At 31.2% G+C, this 5,454-nt stretch carries 8 protein-coding genes; 5 read left to right on the top strand and 3 right to left on the bottom strand.

Annotated features, from left to right (window positions below):
• From SVN78_08030 to thiL, 5 genes are all read left to right on the top strand, one after another.
• On the top strand, window positions 1-372 hold a 372-nt coding region (locus tag SVN78_08030; protein MDY6821552.1), incomplete at its 5' end, for a dephospho-CoA kinase.
• Window positions 373-379: 7 nt separating this feature from the next.
• Window positions 380-646: an acylphosphatase gene (locus SVN78_08035; protein ID MDY6821553.1), complete on the top strand. Its 267-nt coding sequence runs from the start codon at window positions 380-382 to the stop codon at window positions 644-646.
• A complete protein-coding gene (gene thiC / locus SVN78_08040) occupies window positions 643-1,917 on the top strand; it encodes a phosphomethylpyrimidine synthase ThiC (protein MDY6821554.1) in 1,275 nt (424 codons plus the stop codon). The genes SVN78_08035 and thiC overlap by 4 nt, the downstream gene beginning before the upstream one ends.
• 53 nt (window positions 1,918-1,970) lie before the next feature.
• Window positions 1,971-2,528 (top strand): thiamine phosphate synthase, encoded by a 558-nt coding sequence (gene thiE, locus SVN78_08045; protein ID MDY6821555.1) that lies wholly within the window; start codon window positions 1,971-1,973, stop codon window positions 2,526-2,528.
• Window positions 2,518-3,444, top strand: a complete 927-nt coding sequence (gene thiL, locus SVN78_08050; protein MDY6821556.1) for a thiamine-phosphate kinase — start codon at window positions 2,518-2,520, stop codon at window positions 3,442-3,444. Before thiE ends, thiL begins: the two co-directional genes overlap by 11 nt.
• An 8-nt stretch (window positions 3,445-3,452) precedes the next feature.
• On the opposite strand, the gene SVN78_08055 is transcribed toward thiL, so the two are convergent.
• The 3 genes from SVN78_08055 to secD form a co-directional block, all read right to left on the bottom strand.
• Complete coding sequence (locus SVN78_08055) at window positions 3,453-3,950, bottom strand: methylated-DNA--[protein]-cysteine S-methyltransferase (GenBank protein MDY6821557.1); 498 nt, start codon at window positions 3,948-3,950, stop codon at window positions 3,453-3,455.
• Complete coding sequence (gene secF / locus SVN78_08060) at window positions 3,943-4,839, bottom strand: protein translocase subunit SecF (protein ID MDY6821558.1); 897 nt, start codon at window positions 4,837-4,839, stop codon at window positions 3,943-3,945. Before secF ends, SVN78_08055 begins: the two co-directional genes overlap by 8 nt.
• Before the next feature lie 14 nt (window positions 4,840-4,853).
• The coding region (gene secD, locus SVN78_08065; protein ID MDY6821559.1) for a protein translocase subunit SecD at window positions 4,854-5,454 on the bottom strand (601 nt) is incomplete at its 5' end.

Here is a 5,454-nt window from a genome sequence, read left to right on the forward strand (position 1 = left end):
ATTGTTAATAACATCTTATCAAAAAATAAATCACCTATAATCATTGTGCATGCAGCCCTTTTTATTGAGACCCAATCATTTAAACGATATGACAGCCTTATAGTTGTATACTCAAAAAACAATATATGCTATAAAAGGCTATTAAAAAGGGATAATATAGATGAGGGCCTTGCTTCTTCTATTATTGCCTCACAGCTCTCCATTGACAAAAAACTAAAATATGCTAATTTTATCATTAACAATAATAAGGGTTATGATAACCTTAAGGTTGAGGTTGAGAGGATCTATAATATATTGGAAATGTATGAAAAAACAAAAAATATTTTGTTAAAGAATAAATTAATAGATAGGAATTGTTATAAATCAACTTAGGTCAAAAGTGTTAACATATAATATAAATGTTACGGGATTAGTTCAGGGAGTTAATTTCAGAGCTTATATATACTCTAAAGCAAAATATTTGAATATTAAAGGCTACGTTAAGAATCTTAGTGATGGTTCAGTCGAGATACGTGCACAAGGTGATGAGGATTCAATTCAAAAACTTATCGAACATGCAAAGGTTGGACCACCAATGGCACGTGTTTCAAATATTAAAATAAAAAAGGAGGATCATGAGAAATTTCATGATTTTGAGATAAAATGACCTTATTAGAAAAAGCAAAAAAAGGGATCTTAACAGAGGAGATAAAAAAAGCTGCAGCTTACGATGGAATTGAACCATCAATATTACTAGATAATATAAAAAAGGGAAGATCTGTTTTACCTAAGAATAAAAACCACAGTATTAAATCTTTGAGGGCTATTGGAAGTGATATTTCTACAAAAGTAAATGCAAATATAGGTACTAGTTCAGAATGTATCAATACCGACCTTGAGCTAGAAAAGCTAAAGATCGCAGTTGATTATGGGGCAGATAGCATTATGGATCTATCAACAGGGGGCAATTTAAAAGATATTAGAGAAAAAATATTAGAAAAATCACCCGTTATGGTTGGGGCTGTTCCAACATATTCTCTAGCAACAAAATTAGCAAATAAAAATAAAACCCCCTATGATTTTAGTGAAGATGAGCTCTTTGACACAATTGAATATGAATGCTCTCAAGGAATTGACTATATAACTGTTCACTGCGGGATAACCTATGATATTATAAAAAATTATGATATCTCAAATAGGTTATGTGGGATTGTAAGTAGAGGTGGTTCAATATTGGCAAATTGGATGTTTCACAATAAAAAGAACAATCCCCTATTTGAACACTTTGACAGACTCCTAGATATAGCTTATAAATATGATGTAACCCTTTCCCTTGGAGATGCTTTAAGGCCTGGTTCAATATATGACTCTGGGGATTATCTCCAAATATCAGAGCTTTTAAATCTATCAATATTAGCAAAAGAAGCTTACAAAAAAAATGTTCAAGTAATGATAGAAGGCCCGGGACATGTACCTCTTAATGAGATAGCTGCACACATTAAAGAAGAAAAAAAACTATGTAACGGCGCCCCCTTTTATGTTCTAGGTCCCCTTCCTACAGATATTGCCGCTGGTTTTGATCATATAGCTTCAGCAGTTGGATCAAGTATTGCTGCTGCAAATGGTGCTGATTTTCTATGTTACGTGACACCAGCTGAACATTTAACCCTGCCAAATATCAATGACGTATACGAAGGTGTTGTTGCGTCAAAAATTGCTGCCCATATTGGGGATATCTCAAAGGGGATAGAGAGCGCTAAAAACAAAGATTATTTGATGAGCAAATATAGAAAAGAATTTAATTGGGAAAAAATGTTTGAGCTTGTATTTGATAGAAAAAAAGCAGAAGAAAGGTACAAGAAAAACCCTTTATCAACTTGTGATATGTGTGGTAAACTGTGTGCAGTAAAGTTAAGCAAAACCTTAGAAGATACCTAAAATACTATCTTATTTTTGAATATAAATATCTTAGTATCCCTATAGATATTTTTTTGGAAAAAGTTATTAATGCAGGTATTACTGCAATACAACTACGATGCAAAGACCTGGAAATAAACAATAGATATAATATTGGCTTAATTATTAAAAAAAATATATATAAATTTAAAAAAGATGTGTTATTTATTGTAAATGACCGCCTAGACTTGGCAACATTGCTACATGCTGATGGGGTTCATATTGGAAAAAAGGACTTGCCGTTAGTCCCTGTTAAAAAACATTACAATAACTTTATTATAGGTTATTCTTGTAATACCATTGAGGATATTTCTTTTGCAATAAACAATAAAGCTGACTACATTGGCATAGGGTCAATATTCCCAACAACAACTAAGAATTCAGCTGAAGTTATAGGTATTGAAAGATTGATGAAACTAAAGGATCATACCTGTAAAATACCCTCTGTTGCAATAGGTGGTATTAATACAGAAAATATCCACACATTAAAAAATATACCAATTGATGGTGTTGCTATCTCTAAAGTAATTTGCTCATCAAGTTCTCCAGATAAAATTATAAAAATTCTAAAGGAAAATTTTAATGAGCAATGAGCTTAATTTTTTAGAAATTCTAAGAAAAGAATTAAAACAACCCGATATTACCCTGCCTATAGGTGATGATGCAGCTGTTTTTAATAATTATATTATTACGACAGATGCAATGGTAGAAAATATACACTTCACCAGCAAAGCTTCTATTAATAATATAATTTTTAAACTATTTACATCAAATGTTAGCGATATTGCAGCAATGGGTGGTACTCCGCTTTACAGCCTTTTAAGCCTTTCAATACCAAAGGGAAAATTCTCCCAGAAAGAACTTATAGATGCTATTAAATATGCAATTAACAAATATGGCATATATCTTATTGGAGGGGATACAACCTCAAGTATGAAGGATGCATTTTTTTCGGCTACAATTATCGGCAAGAAAAGAGCTAATCTATTAACAAGAAAAAGCGCAAGACCAGGCGATCTTCTATATTTATCAAGACAGACTGGTCTTGCACAAGTATCACTAGAGAAAGAAATACATAATAAGCCCTTCGACATTGATACTTTTTTCCACTATAATATTCTGGCAGAAAAAGAATTGGGTGAATTACTTGGTAAAACTGATTGTGTAAATGCATGTATAGATATAAGCGATGGTATGGGCATTGATTTAATGCATATAGCTAGTGAAAGTAAGGTAAAAATTGTAGTTGAAGCTAATAAGCTACCAATTAATCACTTAAAAAAATATAATATAGATCCAATAAAATACGCTATAAATTCAGGCGAGGAATATGCGCTAATTTTTACTTCACCCTTTAATAAGAATGAAAAACTAATTAATATAATTAAAGAAAAGCTTAATAGAAATATCTATAATATTGGATATATTGAAGAAGGTTTTGGAGTGCAACTAAAATATAACAACAAATTTATAGATATCTCATCAAAAGGCTACATACATAACATATAAAATATATACTAGTTTACCAAAGAGGATTTTTCAGTTTCTATTAGTAATCTTTTTAATTTAGTACCACCATTATAACCACCTAAAGAATTCTTACCAACTACCCTGTGACATGGAATTAATAATGGATAAGGATTTTTAGAAAGAGCCCTTGCTACAGCCCTTCTATAATTAACACCACCAAGACCGCTAGCAATTTCTGAATAAGTTGAAGTTTCGCCAAAGGGAATATCCATTATTTTTTTATAAACTGTAGATGAAAATCTAGAACAATTCTTTAAATTAATAAATTTGTATATATCTTTTTTAAAACCCTTTCGAAGAAAAAATTTCTTAAAATTGTCATATAAATAATCAAAATATCTTATAGATGGCTTAACTTCGGTGCAACCATCTTTATATTCATTAATTGTAATGTGCTCAATTTCAAATAAATCATTGTTTTTTATATATAATTTGACAATTATTACACTATCTATATTAATGTTGATGAGGTGCTTACTATGCATACTTTGTTTTATATGTATAAACCAAAGCGCTGGCAACTCCAATTGAAGAATATGTACCAACTAATATACCAATTATCAAAGTAAAGGCAAAATCATTGATAACAGCTCCACCCCATATATATAAAGCTATCAATGATAAAAGGGTTGTGCCTGAGGTCAAAATAGTTCGCGAAAGTGTTTCATTTATGCCCCTATTTATGGTAATACCTATTGCTTCTTTTTTCTTAGTATTTTTAATATTTTCACGTATTCTATCAAAAATAACAACTGTATCATTAACGGAATAACCAACTACAGTTAACAAAGCTGCTAAAACTGTAATATTCATCTCTCTCCCTGTTAATATTAAAAATAGTGAAGTTATTATAACATCATGAAAAAGAGCAGCTACTGCTGATAATGAGTATATAAATTCAAATCTAAGGGATATATAAACTAATATGCCAAAGAGTGCAAATATAACTGCATATAAAGCCTTCTTTTTTAACTGCGCTCCAATTTGGGGGCCAACCTGTTCAACCCTCTCTATTGTTAAATTGTTCTTTCCATATTTTTTATAAAGGAGAGAATTTAATTTATCTGTTATTTCCTTTAGATTTTCTTTAAGGGTTGCAATCCTTATTAATATTTCCTTTTCTGAGCCAAAATTTTGAATTACAACATCGCCAAAACCAATATTAGAGAGTTCTTTTCTAAGCTCATTTATATCAATTTTCTTTTCAAATTTAACCTGCACCAGTGTACCACCAGCAAAATCAATACCATAATTAAAGCCTTTAAAAAATATGAGTACTAAACCAATAATGCATAAGAGTCCTGAGAATAAGTAAAATAACTTAACTCTCCCAATAAAATTTATGTTGATGCTATCCTTTAAAATTTTAACCATATTTTCCCCATAAACTATATACTAATGGAGCCTCTTTTTTTATTATAATAAACACTTTGAAAAAAGGTTTTAGTAACAAATATTGCTGTAAAGAGTGATGACAATATCCCAATAGATAAGGTTACAGCAAATCCCTTTATTGGACCAGTCCCAAACTGGTACAAAACAACAGCAGCAACAAGTGTTGTAACATTAGCATCAATTATGGCGCTCATTGCATTACTGAATCCAGATTCTATTGCATTTATAGTTGTTCTGCCCTTTGTAATTTCTTCCCTGATTCTCTCATCTATTAAAACATTTGCATCAACAGACATCCCAACTGTGAGAATTAAACCTGCAATGCCAGGCAATGTTAAGGTTGCCCCAAACATACTCATAACGGATAACACAAGTATAAAATTCAATATAAGTGCTATATTAGCAAATATACCAGCCAGCTTATAGTAATAGGCAAGAAATACTATAACCATTATTAAGGCTATTATTGCAGCTTTTATACCGCTTTCAATTGAATCCCTCCCTAAAGATGGTCCAACTGTCCTATTTTCTAAGATCTCAACTGGTGCCGGCAGGCTCCCTGCTCTTAATACAACTGCCAGATCTCTAGCCTCT

It is taken from the genome of Deferribacterota bacterium (genome assembly GCA_034189185.1).
Lineage (GTDB): Bacteria > Chrysiogenota > Deferribacteres > Deferribacterales > UBA228 > UBA228.

Coding starts and splice junctions, on each gene's coding strand:
- thiC (MDY6821554.1), top strand. CDS start 643: ATGACCTTATTAGAAAAAGCAAAAAAAGGGATCTTAACAGAGGAGATA.
- thiL (MDY6821556.1), top strand. CDS start 2,518: ATGAGCAATGAGCTTAATTTTTTAGAAATTCTAAGAAAAGAATTAAAA.
- SVN78_08055 (MDY6821557.1), bottom strand. CDS start 3,950: ATGCATAGTAAGCACCTCATCAACATTAATATAGATAGTGTAATAATT.
- secF (MDY6821558.1), bottom strand. CDS start 4,839: ATGGTTAAAATTTTAAAGGATAGCATCAACATAAATTTTATTGGGAGA.